Source organism: Exiguobacterium sp. s157 (genome assembly GCF_018618205.1).
GTDB lineage: Bacteria > Bacillota > Bacilli > Exiguobacteriales > Exiguobacteriaceae > Exiguobacterium > Exiguobacterium chiriqhucha.
Map to the genome: position 1 here is coordinate 89536 of NZ_JACSLQ010000001.1, position 24904 is coordinate 114439.

General features: G+C 51.6%; 31 protein-coding genes. 25 read left to right on the plus strand and 6 right to left on the minus strand.

Annotation, left to right across the window (positions count from 1 at the left end):
* The first annotated feature begins 28 nt into the window (after nucleotides 1-28).
* The 7 genes from KNP67_RS00480 to KNP67_RS00510 all read left to right on the plus strand — a co-directional run bounded on the left by KNP67_RS00480 (nucleotide 29) and on the right by KNP67_RS00510 (nucleotide 7830).
* Nucleotides 29-1072 (plus strand): LacI family DNA-binding transcriptional regulator, encoded by a 1044-nt coding sequence (locus KNP67_RS00480; RefSeq protein WP_021066665.1) that lies wholly within the window; start codon nucleotides 29-31, stop codon nucleotides 1070-1072.
* A 236-nt stretch (nucleotides 1073-1308) separates the two neighbouring features.
* A complete protein-coding gene (locus KNP67_RS00485) occupies nucleotides 1309-2280 on the plus strand; it encodes a YsnF/AvaK domain-containing protein (RefSeq protein WP_021066663.1) in 972 nt (323 codons plus the stop codon).
* A gap of 87 nt (nucleotides 2281-2367) precedes the next feature.
* Nucleotides 2368-3177, plus strand: a complete 810-nt coding sequence (locus tag KNP67_RS00490; protein WP_021066662.1) for a YsnF/AvaK domain-containing protein — start codon at nucleotides 2368-2370, stop codon at nucleotides 3175-3177.
* The gene (locus tag KNP67_RS00495; protein ID WP_021066661.1) at nucleotides 3174-3581 is read left to right on the plus strand and encodes a general stress protein; all 408 of its coding nucleotides are present in this window, start codon (nucleotides 3174-3176) and stop codon (nucleotides 3579-3581) included. Before KNP67_RS00490 ends, KNP67_RS00495 begins: the two co-directional genes overlap by 4 nt.
* A 210-nt stretch (nucleotides 3582-3791) precedes the next feature.
* A complete protein-coding gene (locus KNP67_RS00500) occupies nucleotides 3792-6089 on the plus strand; it encodes a glycoside hydrolase family 65 protein (protein WP_214755693.1) in 2298 nt (765 codons plus the stop codon).
* 146 nt (nucleotides 6090-6235) lie between these two features.
* Nucleotides 6236-7084 (plus strand): YitT family protein, encoded by an 849-nt coding sequence (locus KNP67_RS00505; RefSeq protein ID WP_021066659.1) that lies wholly within the window; start codon nucleotides 6236-6238, stop codon nucleotides 7082-7084.
* Nucleotides 7085-7158: 74 nt separating this feature from the next.
* A complete protein-coding gene (locus tag KNP67_RS00510; protein WP_214755694.1) occupies nucleotides 7159-7830 on the plus strand; it encodes a 5'-methylthioadenosine/S-adenosylhomocysteine nucleosidase family protein in 672 nt (223 codons plus the stop codon).
* Nucleotides 7831-7886: 56 nt separating this feature from the next.
* Here KNP67_RS00510 and KNP67_RS00515 read toward each other — a convergent pair whose 3' ends face one another.
* Nucleotides 7887-8699 (minus strand): Cof-type HAD-IIB family hydrolase, encoded by an 813-nt coding sequence (locus tag KNP67_RS00515; RefSeq protein WP_029595940.1) that lies wholly within the window; start codon nucleotides 8697-8699, stop codon nucleotides 7887-7889.
* Nucleotides 8700-8863: 164 nt separating this feature from the next.
* On the opposite strand from KNP67_RS00515, the gene KNP67_RS00520 reads away from it, so the two are divergent.
* The 11 genes from KNP67_RS00520 to KNP67_RS00570 all read left to right on the plus strand — a co-directional run bounded on the left by KNP67_RS00520 (nucleotide 8864) and on the right by KNP67_RS00570 (nucleotide 15605).
* Nucleotides 8864-9058: a YjzD family protein gene (locus tag KNP67_RS00520; RefSeq protein WP_021066656.1), complete on the plus strand. Its 195-nt coding sequence runs from the start codon at nucleotides 8864-8866 to the stop codon at nucleotides 9056-9058.
* 66 nt (nucleotides 9059-9124) lie between these two features.
* Complete coding sequence (locus KNP67_RS00525) at nucleotides 9125-9544, plus strand: thioredoxin family protein (RefSeq protein WP_214755695.1); 420 nt, start codon at nucleotides 9125-9127, stop codon at nucleotides 9542-9544.
* A complete protein-coding gene (locus KNP67_RS00530) occupies nucleotides 9541-10323 on the plus strand; it encodes a phosphatidylserine decarboxylase (RefSeq protein ID WP_051627745.1) in 783 nt (260 codons plus the stop codon). The genes KNP67_RS00525 and KNP67_RS00530 overlap by 4 nt, the downstream gene beginning before the upstream one ends.
* 128 nt (nucleotides 10324-10451) lie before the next feature.
* Entirely contained in the window at nucleotides 10452-11078 is a 627-nt protein-coding gene (locus KNP67_RS00535) for a YqeG family HAD IIIA-type phosphatase (RefSeq protein WP_021066653.1), read from the plus strand.
* 134 nt (nucleotides 11079-11212) lie between these two features.
* On the plus strand, nucleotides 11213-12325 hold the full coding sequence (gene yqeH, locus KNP67_RS00540; RefSeq protein ID WP_029595938.1) for a ribosome biogenesis GTPase YqeH: 1113 nt from the start codon (nucleotides 11213-11215) through the stop codon (nucleotides 12323-12325).
* Entirely contained in the window at nucleotides 12322-13107 is a 786-nt protein-coding gene (aroE, locus tag KNP67_RS00545; RefSeq protein WP_021066651.1) for a shikimate dehydrogenase, read from the plus strand. The genes yqeH and aroE overlap by 4 nt, the downstream gene beginning before the upstream one ends.
* Before the next feature lie 5 nt (nucleotides 13108-13112).
* Nucleotides 13113-13409 carry a ribosome assembly RNA-binding protein YhbY gene (gene yhbY / locus KNP67_RS00550; RefSeq protein WP_021066650.1) on the plus strand — a complete coding sequence of 99 codons (297 nt, stop codon included), beginning with the start codon at nucleotides 13113-13115 and terminating at the stop codon, nucleotides 13407-13409.
* Nucleotides 13406-13975, plus strand: coding sequence for a nicotinate-nucleotide adenylyltransferase (locus KNP67_RS00555; RefSeq protein ID WP_058763065.1), 570 nt, complete (start codon nucleotides 13406-13408; stop codon nucleotides 13973-13975). The genes yhbY and KNP67_RS00555 overlap by 4 nt, the downstream gene beginning before the upstream one ends.
* A complete protein-coding gene (gene yqeK / locus KNP67_RS00560; RefSeq protein WP_021066648.1) occupies nucleotides 13965-14522 on the plus strand; it encodes a bis(5'-nucleosyl)-tetraphosphatase (symmetrical) YqeK in 558 nt (185 codons plus the stop codon). Before KNP67_RS00555 ends, yqeK begins: the two co-directional genes overlap by 11 nt.
* A gap of 10 nt (nucleotides 14523-14532) precedes the next feature.
* The gene (rsfS, locus tag KNP67_RS00565; RefSeq protein WP_214755696.1) at nucleotides 14533-14880 is read left to right on the plus strand and encodes a ribosome silencing factor; all 348 of its coding nucleotides are present in this window, start codon (nucleotides 14533-14535) and stop codon (nucleotides 14878-14880) included.
* Nucleotides 14880-15605, plus strand: coding sequence for a class I SAM-dependent DNA methyltransferase (locus KNP67_RS00570; protein WP_021066646.1), 726 nt, complete (start codon nucleotides 14880-14882; stop codon nucleotides 15603-15605). Before rsfS ends, KNP67_RS00570 begins: the two co-directional genes overlap by 1 nt.
* A 154-nt stretch (nucleotides 15606-15759) precedes the next feature.
* Here KNP67_RS00570 and KNP67_RS00575 read toward each other — a convergent pair whose 3' ends face one another.
* Together KNP67_RS00575 and KNP67_RS00580 are read right to left on the minus strand one after the other, a co-directional pair.
* On the minus strand, nucleotides 15760-16308 hold the full coding sequence (locus KNP67_RS00575; RefSeq protein WP_029595934.1) for a GrpB family protein: 549 nt from the start codon (nucleotides 16306-16308) through the stop codon (nucleotides 15760-15762).
* A gap of 218 nt (nucleotides 16309-16526) precedes the next feature.
* Nucleotides 16527-16940 (minus strand): VOC family protein, encoded by a 414-nt coding sequence (locus KNP67_RS00580; RefSeq protein WP_214755697.1) that lies wholly within the window; start codon nucleotides 16938-16940, stop codon nucleotides 16527-16529.
* Between the two features lie 154 nt (nucleotides 16941-17094).
* On the opposite strand from KNP67_RS00580, the gene KNP67_RS00585 reads away from it, so the two are divergent.
* The 6 genes from KNP67_RS00585 to KNP67_RS15525 all read left to right on the plus strand — a co-directional run bounded on the left by KNP67_RS00585 (nucleotide 17095) and on the right by KNP67_RS15525 (nucleotide 21399).
* Nucleotides 17095-17676: a DUF2238 domain-containing protein gene (locus tag KNP67_RS00585; RefSeq protein ID WP_021066644.1), complete on the plus strand. Its 582-nt coding sequence runs from the start codon at nucleotides 17095-17097 to the stop codon at nucleotides 17674-17676.
* Nucleotides 17677-17784: 108 nt separating this feature from the next.
* Entirely contained in the window at nucleotides 17785-19254 is a 1470-nt protein-coding gene (locus KNP67_RS00590; RefSeq protein WP_021066643.1) for a catalase, read from the plus strand.
* 114 nt (nucleotides 19255-19368) lie between these two features.
* Entirely contained in the window at nucleotides 19369-19908 is a 540-nt protein-coding gene (locus KNP67_RS00595; RefSeq protein ID WP_214755698.1) for a sugar O-acetyltransferase, read from the plus strand.
* Nucleotides 19909-19954: 46 nt separating this feature from the next.
* Nucleotides 19955-20083: a hypothetical protein gene (locus tag KNP67_RS15460; RefSeq protein ID WP_285800915.1), complete on the plus strand. Its 129-nt coding sequence runs from the start codon at nucleotides 19955-19957 to the stop codon at nucleotides 20081-20083.
* 66 nt (nucleotides 20084-20149) lie between these two features.
* The gene (gene nfsA / locus KNP67_RS00600) at nucleotides 20150-20902 is read left to right on the plus strand and encodes an oxygen-insensitive NADPH nitroreductase (protein ID WP_131472295.1); all 753 of its coding nucleotides are present in this window, start codon (nucleotides 20150-20152) and stop codon (nucleotides 20900-20902) included.
* Nucleotides 20809-21399, plus strand: coding sequence for a YrvL family regulatory protein (locus KNP67_RS15525; RefSeq protein WP_353048233.1), 591 nt, complete (start codon nucleotides 20809-20811; stop codon nucleotides 21397-21399). Before nfsA ends, KNP67_RS15525 begins: the two co-directional genes overlap by 94 nt.
* 68 nt (nucleotides 21400-21467) lie before the next feature.
* Here the strand turns inward: KNP67_RS15525 and KNP67_RS00610 are convergent, their stop codons facing one another.
* From KNP67_RS00610 to KNP67_RS00620, 3 genes are all read right to left on the minus strand, one after another.
* Nucleotides 21468-22589 (minus strand): TlpA family protein disulfide reductase, encoded by a 1122-nt coding sequence (locus KNP67_RS00610; RefSeq protein WP_214755700.1) that lies wholly within the window; start codon nucleotides 22587-22589, stop codon nucleotides 21468-21470.
* 63 nt (nucleotides 22590-22652) lie between these two features.
* A complete protein-coding gene (locus KNP67_RS00615; RefSeq protein WP_131472301.1) occupies nucleotides 22653-24053 on the minus strand; it encodes an MBL fold metallo-hydrolase in 1401 nt (466 codons plus the stop codon).
* A 69-nt stretch (nucleotides 24054-24122) separates the two neighbouring features.
* Nucleotides 24123-24419, minus strand: a complete 297-nt coding sequence (locus KNP67_RS00620; RefSeq protein WP_214755701.1) for a rhodanese-like domain-containing protein — start codon at nucleotides 24417-24419, stop codon at nucleotides 24123-24125.
* 113 nt (nucleotides 24420-24532) lie between these two features.
* Here KNP67_RS00620 and KNP67_RS00625 point away from each other — a divergent pair, with 113 nt between their 5' ends.
* Entirely contained in the window at nucleotides 24533-24904 is a 372-nt protein-coding gene (locus KNP67_RS00625) for a rhodanese-like domain-containing protein (protein WP_242679019.1), read from the plus strand.

The window sequence follows — 24904 nt, forward strand, 5'->3', positions numbered from 1 at the left end:
TGAATTAACGGAAGCAAGGGGGATCATCATGCAAATCACGATTAAAGATGTCGCCAAACACGCCAATGTCGCACCGTCGACCGTGTCTCGCGTCATCGCCAACAGTCCGCGTATCAGTCAGAAAACGAAAGAGCGTGTACGCAGTTCGATGGAAGAACTCGGGTACCATCCGAACATTCACGCGCGAAGTCTCGCCAACCGCTCGACACAGTCGATTGGTCTCGTCATGCCGAGCGCAGCGACGAAAACGCTTCAAAATCCATTCTTCCCTGAAGTACTGCGTGGAATCAGTACGAAAGCCCACCAAAACGGTTACTCGCTTTACATGACGACGGGCGTGACCGAAGAAGAGGTCTTGTCGGGGGTCATCGAGATGGTCCAAGGCCGTCGCGTTGACGGCGTCATCGTCTTGTACTCACGTGAAGACGACAAAGTCGTTCAATATTTACGTCAGACAAAATTCCCGTTCGTCGTCGTCGGGAAGCCGTTTGGAGATGCCTCGTCGATTACGTACGTCGACACGGACAACTATTTGGCCGGGCGTGAAGTGACGAAACACTTATACAACCTCGGCCATCGTTGCATCGCCTTTATCGGGGGATCCGATAAACTCGCCGTCACACAAGATCGTCGCAACGGGTACGCGACAGCGTTGATGGAGGCGGGCATCCCGGTTCGGGAAGACTATATCGCTCGTGCCGAGTTCATGACGAAGGGCGGGGCCAAAGCCGTGCGGGAGTTGCTCCAATTAGAGGAACCACCGACAGCCGTCGTCGTCAGTGACGATATGATGGCGCTCGGCGTCATCAGCACGCTCAGTGAGATGGGGCTTAAGATACCTGAGGACGTCGCCGTCGTCAGTTTCAACAACGTCTACATCGCCGAACATTCGAATCCGCCGCTCACTTCGGTCGAAATCAACATCTTCGGCCTCGGTTTCGAGGCAACGAACTGTCTGATTGAACAGATTGGAGACAGCGCGCCACCTTACGGGAAACGCGTCATCGTTCCGCATTATTTGGTCGTTCGTCAGTCATGTGGTCAGAAAAAGAAAACTGAAATCGTTGAATGAGGTCAAACCTTCCGTTTCATGCGGGAGGTTTTTTTATGTTCAATCCGGATGCATATAATAGAAGCGGAATCAATCGGTCAAAAGTCATATCGTTACAAATAGATTACAATCGTGAAAGAAATGCATGAAACGGAATTGCAAGGGAACATCTACATTACCGGCCGAATGGCAGATCATTACGAATCCGCCCAGCCAATAACCAAAAAAAATAAAGAATTTGAAAGGGAGATACAATCATGGATAACAAACGTTATGTAGGCACTTACTATCAGGAGTCAGAGCTTGTGTCAAAAATTGATGAGCTTCGCGCCCAAGGGCATCGCGAAGACGATCTGTACGTCGTTGTGAAAGATAAGTCGAACCTTTCGATGGTTCGCGGCGAAACGGATGCAGAAGTAAAAGAAACGAAAGCGTCATGGCTCGATCGTTTCTTCGGAGTAGCAGACGGCGGAGACGAAGTACGTCACACGTTCGATAAACTCGGCTTCTCAGAAGAAGAGACGGCGCGTCATCACCAAGATATCGAAAACGGCGGCATGGTCCTCTTGCTCGACAAGAATGACGGCGTGTTTGACGACGGACGTAACGATACGTTCGAAGGCGGCCGCACATCAGCTGGTTACGGATCAGAAGGTAACGAAGCGGGCAATATGACCGCGCGTGACTTCGGAACAGGGACTGGCGTAACCGGTGCCGGCATCGGTGCAACAGGTGCAGGCGTCAACTCGAACCGCTTCAACGATATGGATGAGGACATCCGTAACCGTACGGACTTGACGGACGAACAGAAACTCGAGTTGCACGAAGAGCGTCTCCTTGTGAACAAGGAACGTGTGCAGACTGGTGAAGTTCGCGTCGAGAAAGATGTCGTCGAACGCGAAGAACGCGTCGATGTCGAAGTCGAGCACGATGAAGTGTATGTCGAACGTCGCCGTGTCGATGGGGACCGTGAAGCGACAGGACATTCGTTCGATGCGACGACTGACCGCGATGAGATTCGCGTACCGGTCACGGAAGAACGTGTCGATGTGACGAAGAAAGATGTCGTTGCCGAAGAAATCATCGTCGGCAAAGAGAAAGTCAAAGATACGGAAACGGTACGTGAGACGTTGCGTAAAGAAGAAGCGCATATCGAAGGGGAAGACGACCTTCGCCATCGCGATCATGATCTCGATCGCAAACGTCGCGACGAGCGTGACCGCCTGTAATCGATTGACCAAGTACCTCGACAAGGATGGCTCTCTCTGAGGGACCATCCTTTTTTTCGCCAAGTAACCATAGGAGGAATCAATGCCATGAAACATGCGATTATCTCTGAAGTATTTGACCAGCCGGAGGCGCTGCTCAATCGAACGGTCGATTTGAAACGAGAAGGATACGCCGAAGAGGACATGTACGTCCTCGTCAAACGAGCCGACGTCGCGGACGCGGTCCGACGCCAGTCGAAGTTATATGTGCTCGTCACCGACGAACCGGGTACGGTCGCCTCACTCGTCACATCGAGCGAGCGACCGATTGAACGCTGGCTTGGTAGCATGCGGCTCACGAAGGAGCAACAGGATCGCTTCGCTCAGGAAGTCGAGCAGGGACGACTCTTCTTGTACGTCGATGCCGACCGTGGCGACCAATCGCTTGAGGCCGGCCGCCCGAAAATGAAATCAGAACCGGAGACGGAAGAACAGACACTTGCCTTGCACGAGGAACGCTTGACCGTCGAGAAACAAGCCGTTCAAACGGGCGAGGTCGTCATCAATCGACACGTCGCGGAGACAGTTCAAGAGATTGAAGTCCCGGTCCGCAGGGAACAGGTTCATGTGGAGCGGACACCAGGGTCAGAAGACGTGCTCGAGGACTATGACTTTAATCAGCCCGGCATTCGCACGATTGACGAAGGGGACCATCTCCGGATTCAAGTCATCGAGGAACGGGCGTTCATCGTCAAACGTCCTGTCGTCGTCGAAGAGATTATCGTCCGGAAACAAGTGACCGAAGACGTGAAAACCATGACGGAGACGCTCCGTAAAGAAGAAATTGAAGTGACCGAGGTCGGCCAGGCCGACGTCACGATTCATGACCAGACAACCCGAAAGGATGAGACACGATGAGCAAACGTCGATTTGTAGACACATACCAAGACGAGGCGGCCCTCGTCGCCAAAATCGATCAACTGACCGAGGAAGGCTATGAGGAGAGCGACTTATATGTCGTCGCGAGAGACAAAGATGACGTCTCGCTCGTCAAACGGAACACCGACGCAAAAGTGGAAGCAGCGAGCGCGAACTGGATGCAAAAGTTCGCGGGTGTGGCCGAAGGCGAGCAGGAAGTGAAGCGGGCGTTGCTCGACCTCGGTCTCGCTGACGACGACGTCAACCGCGCGTATGGCGATATTTTAAACGGAGGCTACGCCTTGATTCTCGATGAACCCGACACGGGGTTCAATGACGGAAACAACCCGGCGTTCGAAGGGCACGAAGCGAACGCGGCGTTCGGGCGCGACCAAGACAAGTGACTAGAGCACCTACTGCCTTCTTGAAAAGGTGGTAGGTTTTTTGTTTGCTCCAAAAAGTAAGAAAAAAGTTTATGCAAACGATTGCATTCTTGTGCGAGTCGTGTAAAATGAGAGGTGAGATTGAAATACAGCGCTTTCATAGACAAGCGGTTGCATGATTCGATTGTCTAATGACGAGTAGCCTTGTAGAGAAAAAGGAGTGGCAGACAGATGAAACGATTGTTTGCAGTCGACGAATGGAAAGTAACGGAAAAAGGCCTACATCCGGAAGAAAATCGCCTGGCGGAATCAATTACCTCGCTCGGGAATGGACATATGGGGATGCGTGGCAACTTTGAAGAAGAGTATTCAAACGATACACATCAAGGCTTTTACGTGGCCGGTGTTTATTACCCAGATAAGACACGTGTCGGTTGGTGGAAGAACGGTTATCCGGAATACTTCGCAAAAGTATTGAACGCGACGAACGTCGTTGGGCTTCGTGTCGCCATCAACGGGACGCCGGTCGACTTGGCGAAGTGGGAAGTGAAAGACTTTACGCGTGAACTTGATATGCAGCGCGGTGTCTTGACGCGGACGTTCACGCTCGTGAACGGGACGGAAGAGACGAACGTCGAAGTCGTCCGGTTCTTCTCAATCGTCGACAAAGAGATTTTGGCGATCCGTTACAACGTCACTCCGGTCAACTACGAAGCGAAAGTCGAATTCACACCTTTCTTGGACGGCGATGTCGTCAACGAAGACTCGAACTACGATGAGAAGTTCTGGTTGCCGGTCGAACACGGCGTCGAAGAGCGTTTCGGTTTCGTGACAACGAAAACGAAGAAGCTCGACTGGCACGTCACGGCATCGATGATTGCTGACGTCGAGGGGGCACGTTGCGAAGTGCTCGAAGCGACGGACCTTTACGTCGCCAACAAGTTCACGGTCACGGCACCAGCTGGTGAGACGGCGACGGCGTACAAGTACGTCTCGGTCGTCACGAACCGTGATTATGAAGTCGAGGCGTTACAATCGGAAGGGATGCAACGTGTCGAGATGGCGTTCGAAAAAGGCTTCGAAACGCTTCTCGCCGAGCAGACGGAAGCATGGCTCGCTCGTTGGGAAGACGCGGACGTCCGCATCGACGGCGACGCTGAAGCGCAGCAAGGTATCCGCTTCAACATTTTCAACATGTATCAGACGTATACGGGCGAGGACTCGCGCCTCAACATCGGACCGAAAGGGTTCACCGGCGAGAAATACGGCGGCGCCACATACTGGGACACGGAAGCGTATTGCCTCCACTTCTACTTGGCGACGACGAAACCGGAAGTATCGTGGAACTTGCTCAAATATCGTCACAACCAATTGCCGCAAGCAAAAGAGAACTCGGTCAAGAACGTCGGCATGGAAGGCGCCCTCTATCCGATGGTGACGATGAACGGCGAAGAGTGCCACAACGAGTGGGAAATCACGCATGAAGAGATTCACCGGAACGGTGCGATCGCCCACGCCATCTTCAACTATACGAACTTCACGGGCGACAAGTCATACCTAGGTCAATACGGACTTGAAGTATTGGTCGAGATCTCGCGTTACTGGGCGAGCCGCGTCAACTTTGTCCCGCACAAAGACGTGTATATGATTCTAGGCGTCACAGGTCCGAACGAATACGACAACAACGTCAACAACAACTGGTATACGAACTTGATTGCCGCGTGGACGCTCGAGTACACGCAAGAAGTGTACAACTATTTGAAAGAAGCAGAGCCAGCGCGCCTTGAAGAACTTGTCGCGACGCTCGGTCTTTCAGACGAAGAACTCGCGAAGTGGAACGATATCCAAACGAAGATGTACTACCCGAAAGATGACCTCGTCCCAGACGTGTTCATGCAACAGGACGGCTTCATGGATAAAGAACAGATTTTGGTGAAAGACCTCGATCCGAAACATTTGCCGCTCAATCAAAACTGGTCGTGGGACCGTATCCTCCGCTCGAACTTCATCAAGCAGGCGGACGTGCTCCAAGGACTGTATACGTTCAGCGATCGCTTCACGGTCGAACAGAAGCGGGCCAACTTCGACTTCTATGAGCCGCGTACGGTCCATGAGTCGAGCTTGTCGCCTTGCGTCTACTCGATTATCGCAGCCGAAGTCGGCTATGAAGACAAGGCGGTCGAGTTGTACCAACGTTCGGCACGACTCGATCTCGATAACTATAACAACGACACGGAAGACGGGCTTCACATCACGTCGATGGTCGGCTCATGGATGTCAATCGTTCACGGTTTCGCAGGAATGCGCGCCCTTGAGTCGGAGCTCACATTCAGCCCGATGATTCCTAAGGGCTGGAACGGGTACTCGTTCAACATGCTCTGGCGCGGTCATCACTTGACGGTCACGTCGACGCGTGAACAAGTGACGATCAAACAGACAGGTGGCACGGACGTGTCCATCCGCGTATACGGAAACATCGTCACAGTTCCGGCAAACGATGCCGTGACAATCGAGGCGGTGAAAGCGTGACCAAACGCATCAGCTCAACAAGTCGGCCTCGGCCGGCTTGTTTTTTTTATGAAGAGCGTGGACACATCCCATTATTTTTATGGTAGGCAGCACTAGAAAACTATGTTATCTTGATTCTTAGCCATTTTTGAAAGGGGAGACAAAACTTGACGGAAGCCGTTAAAGAACACGCTCGCATCGGAATCGTTTCGATTATCGGGGGAGTGTTCGTTGCATTATCCATGACATTATTTTTAATCCCGGCGGGGGTATACTCGACCGGATTTACGGGGCTCGCCCAAATTTTTACGCAACTGTTTGCGGGGACACCGTTTGAGCTCGGGGAAGGGATTTGGTTCTTCGTCTTGAACGTACCGCTGTTGATCGTCAGTTATTTCATGCTCGGCAAGAACATGATGATTCATACATTGATCAGCGTCGCGGCAGTCACCGTGTTCATTCGCGTGCTTCCGCAGTCGTCAATCATTTCGGACGACCCGCTTTTGAATGCTGTGTTCGGTGGGGTTTTGCTCGCCATCGGTTCGGGGATTACGATTCGTTTCGGTGCCTCGACCGGCGGATTCGATATCGTCGCCCTGATCTTAGCGAAGTTCACGAACAACTCGGTCGGCGTCTATCTGTTCCTCATGAACATGATGATCGCGCTTTGGGCCGGTGCGTTGTTCGGTTGGCAGACCGCGCTTTATACGATCGTCTTCTTATATGTGACGTCGAAAGTCATCGATGAGATTTATACGAATACGCAGCGCCAGACGCTCTTCATCGTCACGAGTCATCCGGACGAAGTGACGAAGGAGTTGCACCAGCACGTCTTCCGCGGCATCACGCTCATGCCGGCGATCGGCACATACTCGAAAGTCGAGAAAGCGACGCTCATGATGGTCGCTCAACGACACGAAGTGCGTGAAATCACACGCATCTGTAAAGACGCCGATCCAAGCGTCTTCATCAATATGGTCCCGACTGAAGATGTCGAAGGTGCGTTCCGACGCTAAAATAAACCCCCGCTGAACGCTCAGCGGGGGTTATTGTATAGGTAGAGATCAAACGAGTGTGAGGGGGACGTGTGATGATTGGAGTCAGTATTGCGACGAAATGGGAGTATGAAGCGACATTGGAGTATTATGACGTTAGCGTAGATGAGCGGTTCAGTTACCCGTATGGCGAGTATTTCAAGAGGACGCTTGATGATGTCGAACTCGTTTTCTACAGCACCGGTGTGCGGAAAGCGAACGGGGTCGGTGCTAATCAATATATGATGTCTCGCTTCAATTTAATGAAAGTGATTGTGGCTGGCACGTGCGCCGGAATCGACGATACGTTCAACCAGTTGGATATCCTCATCCCTCATCGCGCTGTTCAATACGATTGCACGGTCAAAGAAGTAGAGCCGCTGATCAAGCAATCGTTCATCGTCGACATTGAACTAGCGAACTACGGGGACGATTTTTTGACGGGTACCATTGCGACGGCCGATCGAGCGGTCGTGATGTGGAACGACTACCTGGAACTGAAAGGACACGACATCACCATCGCGGATACGGAAGCAGGCGCCATCGCGTATATCTGCAAGAAAAATGACGTCGAATGCATCGTCATCAAAGGAATCTCAGACTTCCCGACGGATGAACGTGACGCGGATCCGTATGACTCGAACGTGGAACAAATCAACGTGTACATCGCGAACACCCCGAAAGTGATGACCAAGATTTTTGACGACTATTTGTGGCGCTTTATTTGACCATGGTTAGAATCGAACGCAAAAAACACCGACTGCATGAACAGTCGGTGTGTGGATTATGCTTTGATGCCAAGTTTTTCTTCGAGGTAGATGGCGATGCCGTCTTCCATATTTGAAGCGGTCACTTCATCCGCGACGGCTTTCAACTGGCTGATGGCGTTGCCCATCGCGACGCCGGTGCCGACGTAGTCGAGCATCTCGAGGTCGTTTTCCTCGTCGCCGAACGCGATGATGTTTTTGCGGTTGATACCGAGATGTTTCGATACTTCGCGCAACCCGAGCGCTTTCGACGTGTTCTGGCTCATGACCTCGATCATGTGCTCTGGCATGCGCCATTGGCGGTTCAAGACGGCCTCGGCGTGGACTTTATTCAAACGAGCGCGGACGTTGTCGACGTGCTCTTTCGTCGCGTGGATGAGGAGCGAGGTCGGTTCTTCCTGCAAGTGTTTGAGCAAGTTGCCCGACGTGACGCTGAGCGCGCGCTCGGCGTACGGGCTGTAAAACTCTTGCGGATCTTTATGGAAGTAGACGTGGTCGGTCACTTCGACGACGATGTTGTGCGCTTTCGTTTCCGATACTTCCTCGATAATTTCGTGCGCCGTCTTGAGCGGAATCGGCCGGTGCGTCACTGCGTATGACGGATCTTTCGGGTGATGGACGAGCGCGCCGTTGAAGTTGATGAGCGGTGTCGTCAAGCCGAGCTCTTCGTAATACATGATCGAGTGGCGTTGTGGGCGACCGGTCGCGATCATCACTTCATGACCCGCCTCACGGGCTGCTTGAAGCGCGCGCACGTTGCGCTCACTGATCGTCTTGTCGTCGCGCAACAACGTTCCATCCAAATCGACTGCGATTAAATAACGTGACATAGGGTTTCCTCTTTTCTACGAGTTGCTTATTTCTCAAACCGTACCATATTTCCCGTTTCGACGGAAAGAATATACAATCGAGGTCGCACATTTTACGGTAACAATGCTATACTAAGGACGTATAAATTTTTCATGAATCATCTGTGAGATGGAGGGGACTATCGATGCGTTACTTAGTCACATTGTTCTGGGCGATCTTGCTTTCGAATACAGCAATTTTTATCATTTCTGCTGTCGATGGCGTGACGTTCAACGCGATGCTCGCGACATTCTTTGGCGTCGTCATCACGATCTTTATTGTACTCTTGGACACGCTTAACCAAGATATGGGGATTAGCGACGTCGCACAAGAGAAGTAAGACGTCTACAACCAAGCTGGCTCATATCCGAGTCAGTTCTTTTTATATTATTAGGAGGAATCGAATATGAAAAACAGTGCCAAACGGGCGAACTTCATCACGTTCGCCATCATCGGAGTCATCATCGTCATCGGTCTCGGCTTGTTGTTCTTCTTGAACAACGCGAATGAGGAGACGGGCGTCAACGCCGTCACACCTGACGAGCTCGAGACGAAGATTTCAGAAGAAGAGGAAGTCGTCGTCTACTTCTGGCAGACAGGTTGCGAATACTGTGAGCAAGTCAAACCATACGTCGAGCCACTCATCGAAGAGAATGACGCCGTCTCCATCAACTTGGCCGACCACAACGTCTGGACGACTTATGGCATCAACGGGACACCGACGATGATTCGTTTCCAAGATGGAAAAGAAGTCGGACGTGTTGAAGGAGCGGTCTCTGAGCAACAGTATGAAACGTTCTTTAAAAACGAGGAGGGCACACAGTGATCAAAAGCCGCTTATATCAGACTTTGTTTGAATTGAACGCGACCCCGGTCATTGCCAAGCGACTCCGTGCCTTCGCTGAATCGTCAGCGAGCCGGGCCTTCATCCCGTCGTTTGCGAAAACGTATCAAATCAACGTTGATGAAGCGGCGGAACCGATCGAGGCTTATCCGAGCCTGCACGCCTTTTTCACACGTCATTTGAAAGACGGGGTCCGGCCGATTGACGCCAACCCGAACTCGGTCGTCTCACCATGCGACGGCAAACTGTCCATCGTGGCCGATATTACGGACGACAGCCGCTTCGAGGTCAAGGGTCAGTCGTACACGCTCGCCGAACTGCTCGGATCGCAACAAGAAGCAAGACGTTACGCCGGCGGTACGGTCTGTGTCCTTTATTTGAGCCCGCGTGACTATCACCGCGTCCACGTCCCGCTCGCCGGGCGGGTGCTCAGTCATTATGAACTCGGTGACCGTTCGGCACCGGTGAATGACATCGGGTTGACGGAGACGGTTCGTCCGCTCTCACGCAACTATCGTCGCGTCACACGCTTCGAGACGGCCGTTGGAGTATACGAGCACATCATGGTCGGGGCGTTGAACGTCAATACGATCGAATGGACGCTTGAAGGCGAACACGCGGGCAAAGGCGACGAGGTCGGTTATTTCTCATTCGGCTCGACCGTCATCCTTTGTTTTGAGAAAGGCCGCGTCACCATCGACCCAGCCAAAATCGGCCCGGTTCGACTCGGAGAAGTCATCGGGACGATGCAAAACGGTTGATTTTTTAAAACTTTTTCAGGCCGACCGAACGATACACTAGTCGTTTAGTCGGTTTTCGTTTACCATAGAAGGGATATCACTACATGTATAGTAGTTGAATCGCTTTAGCTAATTGGAGGAATTTAACCGTGTTTAATCGACTTTATCCGAAACAGTTCGTCGCGTCAGTATTTGACATCGACCTTGAAGAATTGAAAGACCGTGGGGTACGTGTAATTTTGACGGACCTTGATAATACACTCGTGGCCTGGGACGTCCCGCACGCACCAGAGCTTCTTTTGCTATGGCTTGAAAAAGTGAAGTCACACGGCCTCGATGTCATCGTCGTCTCGAATAATAACGAGAACCGCGTACGTACGTTCACGGAACCGCTCGGCCTTCACTATGTGGCACGTGCGAAAAAGCCGTTACCGTCTGGATTCAAACAGGCGCTCGCAAAATATGGCTATTCGACGAAAGAAGCCATCTTCTTAGGCGATCAATTGTTCACGGACGTACTCGGTGCCAACATGGCCGGGATTCACGTCATTCACGTGCAACCGGTCGTCAAGACGGACGGACTCGTCACGAAGTTCAATCGCATGCTTGAAAAAGTCGTGTTCGCCCATATGAAACGTCGCGGAAAGTACGTGTTGATCACGAAAAAAGTTGAGGAACTCGCCGTCGATGCGAAGCGCGCCAAAGTGGCCGTCGCTGAGAAAATCGGTGAAGCGATGCACTCACGTTCCGAAGATTCACATAAAAAAGATGAATAAGGACCTCGAACGCACAGGAAGAAGGAGGCTGTCCATGTACGGCGCGTAAGGCGTCGGAATTAACGCTTCAGGAGTAGCGGCGAGGCGCTACAGTGAATGAAGAAGAGGCAACTTAAATGACAGCAGACAACATTATGGAAGAAACAACACGTTATTGCGCCGGTTGCGGTGTCGCTATTCAAACGGAAGACCCGACCGGTGCCGGTTATGCACCAAAATCGGCACTCGATCGCGAGATCGTCATTTGCCAACGTTGCTTCAAATTGAAGCACTACAATCAAATTCAAGACGTCGAATTGACAGATGACGACTTCTTGCGCATCTTGAATGGCATCAGCTCCAAAGAAGCGCTCGTCATTAAAATCGTCGATATTTTCGACTTCAATGGCAGCTGGTTGCCAGGGCTACAACGCTCAGTCGGCACGAACCCCGTCCTTTTGGTCGGGAACAAAGTCGACTTGTTACCGAAGTCGGTCAACCCGAACCGGATGGCCAACTGGATGAAGTCTGAAGCGAAAGAACTCGGCTTGAACCCGGTCGATGTGCACTTGATCAGTGCCAAAAAAGGGCACGGCATCGACGAGCTCGCAGAGAAGATTGAGTACTATCGTAAAGGCAAGGATGTCTATGTCGTCGGTTGTACGAACGTCGGGAAGTCGACGCTCATCAACCAAATCATCAAGCGTTTCGGAGCAGAAGACGAGGCCATCATCACGGTCAGTCATTTCCCGGGAACGACGCTCGATTTGATTGACGTCCCGCTCGACGATGATGCGAACCTGTACGATACGCCGGGGATTATCAACCGTCATCAAATGGCGCATTATGTCGATGCGAAAGATTTGAAGACGATCACCCCGAAAAAAGAGATTAAGCCGCACGTGTTCCAATTGAACCCGCAGCAGACACTCTTCTTCGGTGGACTCGCCCGTCTCGACTACATGGAAGGCAACAAGCGCTCGTTCGTTGTCTACATGTCGAACGAGTTGAAGACACACCGGACCAAGCTCGACAAAGCAGATGAACTATACGAAAACCATATCGGTAAGATGCTCAATCCGCCGAACGAGAAAACGTTGCAACTATTGCCTCCGCTCGTGCGTCACGAGTTCAGTCTCCGTGACGGCGTCAAGACAGACATCGTCTTCAGCGGACTCGGTTGGGTTGCGATTCACGGAAAAGGTGGACGCATCGCCGCGTGGGCACCAAAAGGAGTTGCCGTCACATTGCGTGAGGCGCTCGTATGAGACTGGCCGTCATCGGTCACCCGATTGCTCATTCGCTCTCTCCCGTCCTGCACGAGCAGTGGCTGAGAGCGTCTGGGCTTTTCGGGCGCTATGAGGCGCTCGACGTCACCCCGGACGAAATCGAGGACTTGTTTCAACAGATGCGTGACGGTGTCTGGGACGGATTCAACGTCACGATCCCGTATAAAGAGGCTGTCATCCCGTACCTTGATACACTCGATGTGGCGGCCGAAGCCGCTGGTGCCGTCAACACGGTGTATAAGCGGGACGGGAAGCTGATTGGGACGAACACGGACGGTGCTGGCCTCGTCGCCGCGCTCGACCGCTGGACCGATTGGACGGGTCATGTGCTCGTCATCGGGGCGGGTGGGGCAGCGCGTGGCATCATCAGTGCATTGCCGACCCGTGACGTCACGGTCACGAATCGAACGATGGAACGGGCGGAGCGTCTCGCGGACGCGTTCGGGATCGAGGCGCAGGCGCTCACAGATGTCGAGATCGCACGGTATGACGTCATCATCCAGACGACATCGGTCGGCATGGACGGGGTCGATTCACCACGATCGTTAAAAGGTTTACGACAAAACACTGTCGTTTGTGATATCATATATCGTCCACTCGTCACACCGTTTTTAAAGGAAGCCGCCAAAGCAGACGCGAAAATCGTCAACGGAACTGCCATGTTCGTCGGACAAGGCGCTTTGGCGTTTGAATATTGGACAGGTGTGAGACCGGATCAACTTGTCGGAATGAAGTTAATTGAACGCTTATTGGAGGAATAAATAGTATGTTATCAGGTAAACAAAAACGCTTTTTACGTGCCGAGGCACACCACCTCTCGCCGATTTATCAAGTCGGAAAAAATGGAGTGAGTGAAGCGATGTGCAAAGACATCAGCGACGCGCTCGAAAAACGTGAGCTCTTGAAAGTTCAAGTGCTTCAAAACTGTACCGATACGCCGAAAGACGTAGCCGGAGAATTGGCTGAAGGCACGAAAGCCGAAGTCGTTCAAGTCATCGGAAAAGTCATCGTCTTGTACAAACAGGCGACTGAGAAAGAAAATCGCCAAATCAAACTCCCATGAGCCGCATCGGCCTGATGGGAGGCACGTTCGACCCGCCACATCTCGGTCATTTATTGATCGCCGAACAGGCGCGCGAACAGTTGGAACTCGATGAGGTCTGGTTTCTGCCGGCGGCGATTCCGCCGCACAAGGCGGGCTTCAGCCCGGCTAAAGACCGAATCGAAATGACCCGGCGGGCGATTGCAGATCAACCTGCGTTCAAACTAAGCTTGATTGAGTTTGAACGTGACGAACCGTCCTATACGGTCGAGACGATGAGACGGTTGCGGGACTTGTTTCCGGACGACACGTTCTTCTTCTTGATTGGGGCGGACTCGCTCGAATCACTTGAGAAGTGGTACGATTACGAGACGCTCGTCACCCTCGTCACGTTCGGGGCTGTCGCGCGTCCGGGCAGCCGCTACCGCATCCCGAAACAGGCAGATGTGCGCACGATCGATATGCCGCAACTCGAGATCTCGTCGACCGATATCCGGGAGCGGACGAGACGGGACAAGTCCATCAAATATCTCGTCCCGCTCGATGTCGAAACTTATATCAAGGAGCGCGACTTGTATGACGTATGAGGAAGCACAATCATTGATTGAGGCGACGTTGCCCGAGAAACGCTACATCCACACGCTCGGTGTCGTCGAGACGGCCGACCGGTTGGCCCGCTTGTACGGTGCCGATGTGGAAGCGGCGCGACTCGCGGCGATGTTGCACGACTATGCGAAATATTTGGATGCCGACATGATGCGGCAAGTCGTGGTCGAGGAGAACCTCGACCCGAGCTTGCTTGCGTTCGATGACGAGCTGTTGCATGCGCCGGTCGGGGCCATCCTGTTAGACCGAGCGTACGACCTTGACCCGGCCGTCGTGTCGGCCATCAAGAACCACACGACCGGAGAACCGGGCATGTCCCGGCTCGACCAGATTTTATTCGTTGCGGACGCGATCGAACCGAATCGGTCGTATCCCGGCGTCGACGTCTTACGTGACCTCGCGGATCGTTCGCTCGAAGCGGCCGTCGTCGCGACGTTGCGCCAGACGATTGCTTATTTATTGAACAAGTCGGTGCGGATTTTCCCGCTGACGATTGAGACGTATAACCATTTTGTGAAAACACCCTAGGAGGTACAGTATGACTGTAAAAGAAGAATTAGAATTGATCGTGAAGGCCGCTGACGATAAGCGTGCCGAAGATATCGTCGTCCTCGACATGGAAGGCATCTCACCAGTTGCAGATTATTTCGTTATCTGCCACGGTAACTCAGAGAAGCAAGTCCAAGCGATCGCGCGCGAAATCAAAGACGTGGCCGGAGAGTATGAGCTTCCGCTCCACAAATTCGAAGGCATGGACTCGGCACGTTGGGTGCTCGCTGACCTCGAAAACGTCGTCGTCCATATCTTCCATCGCGATGACCGCGACTACTACAACCTTGAAAAACTGTGGGCAGATGCGCCACAAGTGGAAGTAGAAGTCGGCTAATGGCGTACGAAGGGTTCGCCTACGTCTACGATGAGTTGATGAAAGATGCCCCGTACGAGGACTGGGTCGCCTTCGTGCGCCGCCATGTCAAAGACGGTGCATCGCTTGCTGACGTCGGATGCGGGACGGGCTCGGCGACGATTCGCTTGGCGCAGTATTACGAGACGATCGGACTCGACTTATCTGAGTCGATGCTCGAAGTCGCCCAAGAGAAAGCGCTCGAGGCAGGCATCACGCTTCCGCTCTGGCAACAGGATATGCGGGAGCTTGAATTGCCACATCCGGTGGACGCCGTGACAATCCTCTGTGACTCGCTTTGCTATCTCGAGGATGAGGCCGATGTCATCGACACGTTCGAGGCGGTGTACGAACAATTGAAACCGGGCGGCATGTTCATCTTTGATGTGCATTCGCCAAACAAGATGCAGACGCTTTTCAACCAGAAGACGTATGCCTCGAACGGGGAAGATTGCTCGTATATCTGGTTCGCCGACCCAGGCGAAGCACCGCTCTCGGTCGTTCACGATTTGACGTTCTTTGTCGCCCTTGAGGATGGCACGTATGAGCGTGTCGAAGAGACGCATGAGCAACGGACGTATGAGCCGGGGCAATATATGCAATGGCTCATCGGAGCCGGCTTCCATGTGAAATCGGTCACGGCCGACTTTACGGACCAAGCTCCGGGCCCGAACGCAGAACGAATCTTTTTTGTCGCCCAGAAATAAACGAGACCCCATCGCGGATTTGCGATGGGGTCTCGAGCTGTTAACGAATCAAATCGCAATATGCGGTCTGATTCTTTTTTTTATTGATGGTTCTGCCCGAAGTGAAGCATTGCTGCAGTCATGTTTGCCCAATTCGTGTTTCCATGCCTCCAAGTCAGGTGTTTAATACTTGATTTATAAAGGCAGCTTTAGCTTGAGTATACTTTTCTCGGTCATTACGAAATTCTTTTGCTAAATGTCTTTTAAGAAGCCCGTATTCATTTACAAGCGAAGGATTGTCTCGTAATTTATCTCGAAACTCAATCTGTTTTCCCCAACGATCTTCTGTTATTTTCATGATGTGTAAATGAGCAACTCGCTTATCATTTTTTACTTTCACAAAAAATCTCCGCCAGGATTGTCCATCTAGTTCAGGTGGTACATAGTGCCAATCATGCAACGTTAACGTATCAACAATATCGTGGATTTTTTCAAACGATTCGATCCCAATCATCACATCTATAATCGGTTTTGCGGGTAGACCAGGAACGGCCGTACTACCTATGTGTTCCGCTTCCTTGATGTCAAACTTTGAAAGTAAGTCGAACAACTCTCTTGTTTCTTGTAGACCTAACCGTGCCCACTGCACATTAGAATCTTCTATTTCAATAGTCTCATAAGCCCAAATCGGAATATTTGAGTGTTCGTGTTTGTCTTCTTTCATGAGTTTATCCCATCTCCCTGAAAGTTTTTTTCACTTTATACGCAGAACCTCATTTTAAAACGCGATATAGAGAACCAGATTATTTTTATCTCATGTTGCTTACAGGCTTGTTTCTCCGTTCATAAGTAATTCAGTGTTGATTCATGGCCCCGTCATAATGCTAATCATAAAAAGAGTCGAAAAACCCCATCGCAAGTAGCATGGGGTCTTTGTCATGGTCAAGCCTCGTGACTGAATTGCCATTGGACACCGAAACGGTCTTCGACCATACCGTACGCTTTGCTCCAGAACGTCTCTTGGAGCGGCATGAGGACACGGCCGCCGTCAGATAGGGCCTCGAATTCACGACGGATGGCGTGGAGGTCATCTGTCACGACGGCGAGCGTGATGTTCTGTCCGAACGTGACCGGACCGTCCGGCATCGCGTCCGAAAACATGAGCGAAGTGCCGTGGACGCTCAGACGGGCATGGAGCACGAGGTCGGCCAGCTCATCCGGTACCGGTTCACCGTCCGGTCCAGGCTGGGCAGCGAACGTCATGATGTCCGGGGCGGGCTCGGCGAAGACGTCGGCATAAAACAGGACGGCGTCGCGACAGTCGCCATTGAAATTGAGGTAAGGGTTGATCGGCATGAGTGTTCCTCCTCGAATCGTTTCTTTCAGTATGAGACAAACCGATGACGGAAGAATCCGACAAAAGCACGAATTTTCGGAAGGGATTGTTGAAACGGTCGCTGAAAAGGGAATACGGTAGGTGAGACATTCTTACGAAGGAAGGCGCGCAGAGATGAAACTGACACGAGGACGTCTATTGGAATTCGGGTTCGTGTTGTTCATGGCGGTCATACTCGTCACGTCGATCATCGAAGGAGAGTGGTTTGACGCGAGCGTCGCCGGGGCAGGGATCGTGTCGGGTTTGATTCCGTTCATCCTCGAGAAGACGTTCAAAACCGAGTTCGACGCTAAAATGAAAGTCGCCTATATCTTATTCTTGTTTGCGTCGCAGTACTTGGGGTCGATTGTCGGCTTGTATTCGAACGGTTGGTGGGACACGTTTCTTCACGTGTTGAGCGGCGTCTTCTTGGCGTTTCTCGGCTTCGATTTCTTAAGTCGACTTGATGAGGACATCCGACTTGAGATGCCGAAGCGGTTCGTCTTCGTCTATATCGTCGTCTTCGCGATGGCCGGGGCGGCACTTTGGGAAATGTATGAATTCACATCTGACTTGCTATTGAACACGACGATGCAAGGGAACGGGAACGACGACACGATGGTCGATCTCGTTGCCGGATCACTCGGCGGCATTATCGCAGCCTTGCTCGTGACCGAGATTCACCGGAAAGAACAACACAAGAAACGTAAAAACTGAAAGCGATTGCAAAACGCCCGAGCAGTACTCGAGCGTTTTATTTGTAATAATTATTATCTTTTAATATCATTAACTTTGTAAGAATAATTATAAAGAGGAGGCAACAATATGGATCAACATCGTCGTCTAACTACTAACCAAGGCGTCCCAATCGGGGATAACGCCAACTCCATCACAGCGGGTCGCCGCGGCCCGACACTTCTCGAAGATTATCAACTCATTGAAAAACTCGCCCACTTTGACCGTGAGCGCGTGCCGGAGCGGGTCGTTCATGCCCGTGGTGCCGGAGCACACGGTGTCTTCAAAGTTAAAAATAGCATGAAACGATATACAAAAGCCAAATTTTTGCAGGAAGAGGGACAAGAGACACCAATCTTCGCTCGCTTCTCAACCGTCATTCATGGTCTTGGCTCACCAGAGACGCTTCGTGACCCACGTGGATTCTCGGTCAAGTTTTACACGGAAGAAGGGAACTATGATTTCGTCGGAAACAACTTACCGGTCTTCTTTATCCGTGACGCCATCAAATTCCCAGACGTGATCCACTCACTCAAACCGGACCCACGGACGAACTTGCAAGACCCAGACCGTTTCTTCGACTTCATGTCGCTCACGCCGGAATCGACGAGCATGCTCATCCACTTGTTCAGCGATGAAGGGATTCCAGCTTCATACCGTCATATGCGCGGTTCATCGGTCCACTCATTCAAATGGGTCAACGAATACGGAAACACGGTGTACATAAAACTCCGTTGGGTCCCAAAACAAGGCGTTAAAAACTTGTCGATGGAAGACGCGGCGAAAGTACAGGCCGAAGACTTCAACCATGCGACACGCGACTTGTTCAACGCCATCGAGGAAGGCGACTTCCCAGAATGGGATCTCTACGTCCAAATCCTCGACCCGGCCGATATGGACAACTTCGACTTCGATCCGCTCGACGCGACAAAAGACTGGTTCGAAGACGTCATCCCGTATCAACTCGTCGGCACGATGACACTCAACAAAAACGTCGACAACTACTTTGCCGAGACGGAATCGGTCGGCTTCAACCCGGGCGTGCTTGTACCTGGGATTCAACCGTCGGAAGACAAAATGCTCCAAGGTCGCTTGTTCTCCTATTCGGATACGCAACGTTACCGGATCGGAGCGAACTACTTGCAGCTCCCAATCAACTGTCCGTTCGCACAAGTGTCGAACAATCAGCGTGATGGCGTGATGCCGTTCAAACAACAAACGAGCCCGGTCAACTATGAACCGAACCGCTATGAGGACGCACCGAAACCGGACGCGGCTTATATCGAGACGGAACAACCACTCTCAGGCGTGGCCGGACGTCAAAAAATCGAGAAGACGAACGACTTCGGTCAAGCTGGAGAAGTGTACCGTCGCTACTCGGAAGAAGAGAAGACGGCACTCGTGAACAACTTGGTGGCGCATATTAAAGAAGTTCGCCATGAAAACACGGTGCTCCTCTTGATCTGCAACTTCTACCGGGCCGACCGCGACCTCGGTGCGCGTCTCTCGGAAGCACTTAACGTCGATATCACACCGTTCTTGAGTCAAGTGACGGAATAATTATTTTAAGCAGAGTCGGCAACAGCCACTCTGCTTTTTTGCGTATAATGAAGAGCGCAGGGATGGCTCGTTTTGACTAGCAGGCCCTAATCCATATGTCAGGAGGAACATGTGATGAGAGAGACCATTTATTATGAACGAGGAACTGACGCTCTGAAGCGTCAAGGAAGACGTGCACAGCGGCTCGTGCAGCGCTTCAATGCATCTGAAGTCGATGATGATACGTTACGAGCGTCAATCCTCCGTGAACTATTTGGTACAGTGGGTGAAAATCCGGTCGTTGAACACAATTTTCATTGTGACTTAGGCACTAACATTCATGTGGGAAATCGATTTTATGCAGGCTATAATTGTACGATTTTAGATATGGCTGAAGTAACGATTGGCGATGACTGCATGATTGGACCGAACGTCGGGATTTATACGGCAGGACATGCGTTACCTTCACGTGACCGAAACAAGAGTGGGATCGCTACCCCGATTCATATTGGCAACGATGTATGGATTGGAGGGAGTTGCGTCGTTTTGGCAGGAATAACGATTGGCGATGGTGCGGTTATCGCTGCAGGTTCCGTTGTAACGAAAGATGTTCCTCCGAACGTCGTGGTGGCTGGAAACCCAGCCAAAATCATCAAAGCGATTGAGCAAGAATGATGATGAAACAACGAACTAATACGTTGCTGAACAGTTCCCGTTTCGTTTGAATGAACATGGCTTGATTCCGACGCTTGAAGAAGCGGAACGCTATTGTACATACAGCAATCAAGAAGACGTGGAGACAGAATCTGTCCTTTGGCTACCGTGGGCGATTTTTGAGGTGGATGTCTGAATAGAAGCTTTCAAAATTGTCCCGATCTTGTGGTTATGCCAAGATAAGAAAAAAGGGGGATGCTTCATGAATCAAGTCATCGAAACACTACTGAACCACCGCTCTGTCCGCTCGTTCACGGACGAGACGTTGACCGACGAACAAATCCGGCTCATCGTCGAGAGCGCCCAGCGCGCGTCGACGTCGAGCTTTATCCAAGCCTATTCCATCATCGGGGTGACCGACCCGGAGAAGAAAGCACGTCTGGCCGAAATCGCCGGCAACCAGCAATACGTCATCGACAACGGTCACTTCTTCGTCTTCTGCGCCGACCTATATCGACACGAGTTGATTGGAGAACTGCGGGAGGCCGAAGTGAATGCGACGCTCGAGACGGACGAGAAGTTGCTTGTCGCGGTCATCGATGCCGCGCTCGCGTCGCAAAATGCCGTCGTGGCCGCCGAATCGATGGGCCTCGGCATTTGTTACATCGGTGGGATTCGCAATGATATGTTCGCTGTGAAGGAACTGCTCGGTCTGCCGGAGCGGGTATTGCCGCTCTTCGGACTTGCCGTCGGTGTACCGGAGCACGTCGAAGGTCAAAAACCGCGCCTCCCGCTCGAACATATTTATCACGAGAACACATACGTCGCAGACGCCGAGCAACTGAAACAAGAACTCGATGCGTACGATGCGACGATTCACGACTACTACGCGGCCCGTGGGTCGAACCAACGAAGCGACACGTGGACCGGACAAATGGGACGGATGTTATCGAAACCGACCCGGCTCGACGTAAAAGACTTCTTGAAGACTCAAGGTTATTTAAAGCAAAATTAAGAACCGCTCAGGCGGTTTTTAATTTGGGGACGCTGTCTAAACAGAAGGAGGCAATCACGATAAAAGGAATCAAACCTTTATTGATTTGTACGTTGATTATTTCAATCATATTGATTGTGTTTACATCTCTTGAATTTCTAATCTTGAAAATACTCGGTCTACAATATGAATCGTTGTGGAGTCTGCTCCTCTTCTTCCTCGTATACGGACTGTCAGAGATCCCGATTAACTTGTTTCTGTCGGCTTTATTGAAGGCGTTGACGACTCTCAATGTCATCCAATCACATACAGGGATGTTAGCTTTGTTCCTTCACATCATGAGTACATTCATCATTGTTAACATCATTGACCGATTGATGACGTCTGTGTCGATTTCTCAACTGGGGATCAGTCTGTTCTCGCTTGTCACAGGTCTAGTAGGGTGGTTATCTATTCAACAAGATCCTGATCCTCCAAAACGAGGTTCAAAAGAATTTGAAGCTTACGAAAAAAGATGAGTAGAATTACCGGCGAGACAAATAAAGGAGCGGCTTTTCTCAATCGAGAGAAAACCGCTCCTTTATTTTCAATTTGTCTGAGCATCGAGCCAGGCGTGGTCAATGGCGCCGAATTGCTTGGCGACGATGACTCCATTTTCATCGAGGACGTACGTCGTCGGCATCGCCTGAATCCGATACGCATCCCCGACGATTCCTTCTTCGTCATAGACGACTTCGAACGCATCTTCATACGGGGCGACGAACGATTCGGCATCAGCGACATCCCGTTCGCTCGTCGTCGTATTGACGGCGACGATGGTCACATCGTCTTGTTCACGGGCAAACTTGGCCATGTCAGGCATCTCGGCCCGACACGGTGGGCACCACGACGCCCAGAAGTTGACGACGATCCGTTCGCCGCGCAACTCACTCAAGTTGAACGTCGTCCCATCCGTCCGCTTCAATTCGAAGTTCGGTGGCACTTGACCAATGTTCAAACCGGTCTGAGACGAACCGGCTTCGAGTCGTGGTGTCTCGTCTGGTAGGCTGGCGTTGATGATGGCGAGCACGACGATGAGACCGAGTCCGTATTGAAGGGTCTTCTGGGACGGTCGCGCCACGTAGGCGGCGACGGCGATTAGAAGGAAGAACGGAATGACCCACCACAACTCGAACGTACCGGTGACGATTGACCCGATCAACCAAATCGAAAATGCACCGACCCCCGTCCAGAGCAGTGCTCCGAGCGTCGGTGTCCGCATCCAGCGCCACGTCGAGATAAGCAGTAAGACGATGAGGGCGGCCATATAGAGATGGAGCGGTTGCGATGAAGAAAGCAGCGGGAGCGTCCCATATTTCGGGACGACGAGCGTCATCGCAAACCAAAGGAACAAGGCCGAGAACAACCAATAGCCACGAAGGCTAGGCGAGAGCCGGTAGACGAAAAATGCAATCACACCAGCGGCGATCAGGATTGACCACGTGCCCCCGGTCGCATAAAGGGATAAGGCCAAACTACCCGTCGACGCGAGACCGAGGACGATTGCACTTCCTTTCCACGCGAGGAAACCGGCGAACCATGTGCCGAGGACGGCGTCGCGGTCTTTTTCCGATAAGCCGATTTTTTTAAAACCGATGTAGAGAATGAGCAGGCTGACCATCATAGCCAGTAAATCGAGTCGAACGTTCAATGGACCGATCGCAATCACACAATCCCTCCTAGAGAAAAAGCGCCCAGACGAGTGGGCGCTTTCTTTGTTTGTAGTATAGCATTAGCCGATTTGTTCTGCATTGAGGACAGTCTTCATCGCACCGTAGCCACCGAGGATGTTTTGGATATCCTTGTAGCCGAGTGATTGAAGCACGCTCGCGGCCATCCGTGAACGGACGCCTGACGCACAGTGAACGGCGATCGTTTGGTCTGTCGGGAGACCTTCGTGGTCGCGCGCCAACTTACCGAGTAGGATGCGCTCTGCTTTCTCATAGTGGCTCGCGTTCCATTCCGTCGCATTCCGGACGTCGAGGACGAAGACGTCACCTTTTTCAGCTGATTCAATCGCTTGTTCCGCTGTCACGTCCGTGTACGTTTCCGTCAAGAGTTCTTGATCGAGCTCTTCGACTGGGACGATGAAGCGGAGACGGTCGAGACCGATTGATTGAAGATCCGTCTGCACTTGTTCGACGTCTTCCGCGCTCGCGATGAGCGTGATGTCTTTGTCGAAGTTGACGAGCCAGCCGGCCCATGAGACGAATTTCGTGTTGTATGGGATGTTGATGGTGCCAGGGACGTGTCCTTTGGCGAATTCTTCCCCTGTACGTGTATCGACGACTTGTGTCTCGTCGACGAGCGTGTCGAGGCGGTCCGTACCGACGACTTCCGGACGAGCGATCATGTTCGTCACTTGAATGCCTTCTTTGTTTACTTTCTTCATCATTGCGAAGTAGTTCGGCGGTTCTGGTTGATCCGTCGTCAACTCTTTGATGAACGCATCTTGATCAGTCATTTGAAGTGCCCAGTTCGTCGCTTTCTCGTAACCGACTGTCGATGTCGGGATGGCGCCGAGTGCTTTCCCACAGGCACTGCCGGCACCGTGGCCCGGCCAGACTTGAACGAAGTCAGGAAGAGCTTTGAACTTCTTGAGCGAGTTGAACATTTGCTCGGCACCGATGGCTGTCGTTCCTTTTACGCCGGCTGCTTCTTCGAGCAGGTCAGGACGACCGATGTCGCCGACGAAGACGAAGTCGCCTGTGAAGATGCCCATCGGTTGTGTTTGGTTCCGGTCGTAGAGCAAGAACGAGATGTGTTCTGGCGTGTGACCTGGTGTATGCATGACTTCGAGTGTGACGTTACCGACTTTGAACGTGTCGCCATCTTTGACGAGTTTTGAATCGATGTCTTTCGCGAACGCATATTTCCATGACGCGTCACCTTCGTCTGAGAGATAAGCTGTTGAACCGGTGCGTTTCGCAAGCTCGAGTGAACCTGATACGAAGTCGGCGTGGATGTGAGTCTCAGCCGTCGCGACGATTTTCATGCCTTCTTTTTCAGCTTCCTGAAGATACGGTGTGATGTTACGGGCCGGGTCGATGACGACGGCTTCGCCGGTCATTTGGCAACCGACCATATAAGATGCTTGTGCTAATTTTTGATCATAGAAATAACGTAATAACATGTGGAATACCCCCTAAGAATAGTTGACTGTAAACGACTGTGTTTTTTTAACTGTATATATAGAAGATTGTTAGACCGTTTCACCTGTCCAGCACATCATGCCGCCATCGACGTTGACGCCATCGAAGCCGAGTGAGTCGAGGTAAGCCGAAGCGTTCATGCTTCGTCCGCCTGCCGCACAGATGACGTGAATCGGTTTCGAACGATCGAGCTCATCGACTTTCGCACCGAATTCAGAGAGTGGGACGTTTTTCGCTTGCTTGATGTGGCCACCTGCAAATTCGTCTGTCTCTCGAACATCAATCAAGTTAAGCGTCTCATCAGATTGAAGCAACTTTTCTAGTTCAGTAGTCGAAATGGTTTTCATGAGTGATAAATCTCCTTTGTGATTCAAGAATTTTTGAAGTGAGTTTCTTTCGTTGTTTTTAATATACCCCCTGAGGTATACTGAATGCAAGAAAAAGAATCGGAGGTCGAAAATTGAAGAAAATCATGATGATTGTATCGATTTTAGTGCTAGCGACGGTCGGAATCGTTCTTTTTACGTCAGATGAGAGTGAAATTACAAAAATCGACGTCGAAACACTACAAAACAGATTGGAAAACGAAGAAATAACCTTGTTAGACGTCCGAGAAGTGGATGAATACGAGGGGGGGCATATTGAAGGAGCGGTGAACGCACCACTTTCATCATTAAATGCAACCGAATTACCTTATCCGAAAGATGAACCGATTTATGTCATCTGCCAGAGCGGAAATCGAAGTGCTCAAGCGGCACAGCTGTTGCAAGAACGTGGCTACACGGAAATTTATGATATCTCAGGCGGCATGATTGCTTGGGAACAACAATAA

Excerpts from the sequence above, each read along its gene's own strand:
- KNP67_RS00590 (WP_021066643.1), top strand. The coding sequence starts at position 17,785 with ATGGATCAACATCGTCGTCTAACTACTAACCAAGGCGTCCCAATCGGG.
- yqeK (WP_021066648.1), top strand. The coding sequence starts at position 13,965 with ATGACGTATGAGGAAGCACAATCATTGATTGAGGCGACGTTGCCCGAG.
- yqeH (WP_029595938.1), top strand. The coding sequence starts at position 11,213 with ATGGAAGAAACAACACGTTATTGCGCCGGTTGCGGTGTCGCTATTCAA.
- KNP67_RS00520 (WP_021066656.1), top strand. The coding sequence starts at position 8,864 with ATGCGTTACTTAGTCACATTGTTCTGGGCGATCTTGCTTTCGAATACA.
- yhbY (WP_021066650.1), top strand. The coding sequence starts at position 13,113 with ATGTTATCAGGTAAACAAAAACGCTTTTTACGTGCCGAGGCACACCAC.
- KNP67_RS00595 (WP_214755698.1), top strand. The coding sequence starts at position 19,369 with ATGAGAGAGACCATTTATTATGAACGAGGAACTGACGCTCTGAAGCGT.
- KNP67_RS00510 (WP_214755694.1), top strand. The coding sequence starts at position 7,159 with ATGATTGGAGTCAGTATTGCGACGAAATGGGAGTATGAAGCGACATTG.
- KNP67_RS00575 (WP_029595934.1), bottom strand. The coding sequence starts at position 16,308 with ATGAAAGAAGACAAACACGAACACTCAAATATTCCGATTTGGGCTTAT.
- KNP67_RS00500 (WP_214755693.1), top strand. The coding sequence starts at position 3,792 with ATGAAACGATTGTTTGCAGTCGACGAATGGAAAGTAACGGAAAAAGGC.
- KNP67_RS00615 (WP_131472301.1), bottom strand. The coding sequence starts at position 24,053 with ATGTTATTACGTTATTTCTATGATCAAAAATTAGCACAAGCATCTTAT.
- KNP67_RS00585 (WP_021066644.1), top strand. The coding sequence starts at position 17,095 with ATGAAACTGACACGAGGACGTCTATTGGAATTCGGGTTCGTGTTGTTC.
- KNP67_RS00570 (WP_021066646.1), top strand. The coding sequence starts at position 14,880 with ATGGCGTACGAAGGGTTCGCCTACGTCTACGATGAGTTGATGAAAGAT.
- nfsA (WP_131472295.1), top strand. The coding sequence starts at position 20,150 with ATGAATCAAGTCATCGAAACACTACTGAACCACCGCTCTGTCCGCTCG.
- KNP67_RS00490 (WP_021066662.1), top strand. The coding sequence starts at position 2,368 with ATGAAACATGCGATTATCTCTGAAGTATTTGACCAGCCGGAGGCGCTG.
- KNP67_RS00495 (WP_021066661.1), top strand. The coding sequence starts at position 3,174 with ATGAGCAAACGTCGATTTGTAGACACATACCAAGACGAGGCGGCCCTC.
- KNP67_RS00480 (WP_021066665.1), top strand. The coding sequence starts at position 29 with ATGCAAATCACGATTAAAGATGTCGCCAAACACGCCAATGTCGCACCG.
- KNP67_RS00525 (WP_214755695.1), top strand. The coding sequence starts at position 9,125 with ATGAAAAACAGTGCCAAACGGGCGAACTTCATCACGTTCGCCATCATC.
- KNP67_RS00485 (WP_021066663.1), top strand. The coding sequence starts at position 1,309 with ATGGATAACAAACGTTATGTAGGCACTTACTATCAGGAGTCAGAGCTT.
- KNP67_RS00515 (WP_029595940.1), bottom strand. The coding sequence starts at position 8,699 with ATGTCACGTTATTTAATCGCAGTCGATTTGGATGGAACGTTGTTGCGC.
- aroE (WP_021066651.1), top strand. The coding sequence starts at position 12,322 with ATGAGACTGGCCGTCATCGGTCACCCGATTGCTCATTCGCTCTCTCCC.
- KNP67_RS00620 (WP_214755701.1), bottom strand. The coding sequence starts at position 24,419 with ATGAAAACCATTTCGACTACTGAACTAGAAAAGTTGCTTCAATCTGAT.
- KNP67_RS00580 (WP_214755697.1), bottom strand. The coding sequence starts at position 16,940 with ATGCCGATCAACCCTTACCTCAATTTCAATGGCGACTGTCGCGACGCC.
- rsfS (WP_214755696.1), top strand. The coding sequence starts at position 14,533 with ATGACTGTAAAAGAAGAATTAGAATTGATCGTGAAGGCCGCTGACGAT.
- KNP67_RS00555 (WP_058763065.1), top strand. The coding sequence starts at position 13,406 with ATGAGCCGCATCGGCCTGATGGGAGGCACGTTCGACCCGCCACATCTC.